1 protein-coding gene is annotated in these 930 nt (G+C 40.8%); it reads right to left on the bottom strand.

The window, feature by feature from the left end:
- Nucleotides 1-783 (bottom strand): prolipoprotein diacylglyceryl transferase (lgt, locus tag ACFIL8_RS11145; RefSeq protein ID WP_375689852.1); only part of this gene is annotated, 783 nt, incomplete at its 3' end.
- Nucleotides 784-930 lie beyond the last annotated feature (147 nt).

Raw genomic sequence — 930 nt, 5'->3', positions numbered from 1 at the left:
AGCCATGCCATAGGTAAAACCAGTAGAATGGAAAAGAGTCGAAAACCATTCTGGATCTTCTTGAGGCGCACGGTAAACTTCAGAAATGCTGCGTGTTACTGCGTAGCCTATAATAAATGTTCCTGATACAGTACCGGGATGTTTTAATGCTTTGAACCCAAAAATAAGAAGACACAGGATGATGAAGAGAAGAAATCCTTCCATAAATGCTTCGTAAAGCTGGCTTGGATGGCGCGGTAAATAGTAAGGATCGAGAGGAAAACAAACAGCCCAAGGATGTGTAGTGATATTGCCCCATAACTCTTGGTTGATGAAGTTGCAGATTCGTACAATGCCGATACCAATAGGCGCACCTGCAGCAATGATATCAAACATGGCTCGTATGTTAATATAATTTTTACGGGCAAACCAAATCATAGCAATGATAATACCAATAAGTCCGCCATGAAAGGACATTCCCCCATCCCATACGGCAATGATAGCACTTGGATGGTTAAAATAGTAAATGGGATCCCATACAAGAACTTGTCCTAAACGCCCTCCGATAACAACACTTATGGCAGACCAGACAACAAAATCTCCGATCTTTTCTTTATCCATAGGAGGGTGGTCTCTATACCATAGAGATGTTTTTTTTAATAATTTTTGCGCATACCACCAAGCAAAAAGAATACCCAGTACGTAACCAAGTCCATACCAATGAAGTGCTATGGGACCTAGCTGGATAATGACAGGATCAAGAAAAGACGGAAAAGCAATGGCTGGACAAGACAGATTGTTCATGAGTTAAGCATTTTACATTATACGAGATGAATATGAAGTGACTCTGATGGTCAGAAATGACAGATGAATGCACAATGGTCAAGTCAGTAGGGAGGCTAGTCAGAAAGGGAGATAGATTTCCACTGATTTATCGCGGTAAAAAATATG

It is taken from the genome of Bartonella sp. AP57NXGY, assembly GCF_042195805.1.
Taxonomy (GTDB): domain Bacteria; phylum Pseudomonadota; class Alphaproteobacteria; order Rhizobiales; family Rhizobiaceae; genus Bartonella.
This window is presented reverse-complemented; position numbering and strand designations above follow the sequence as displayed.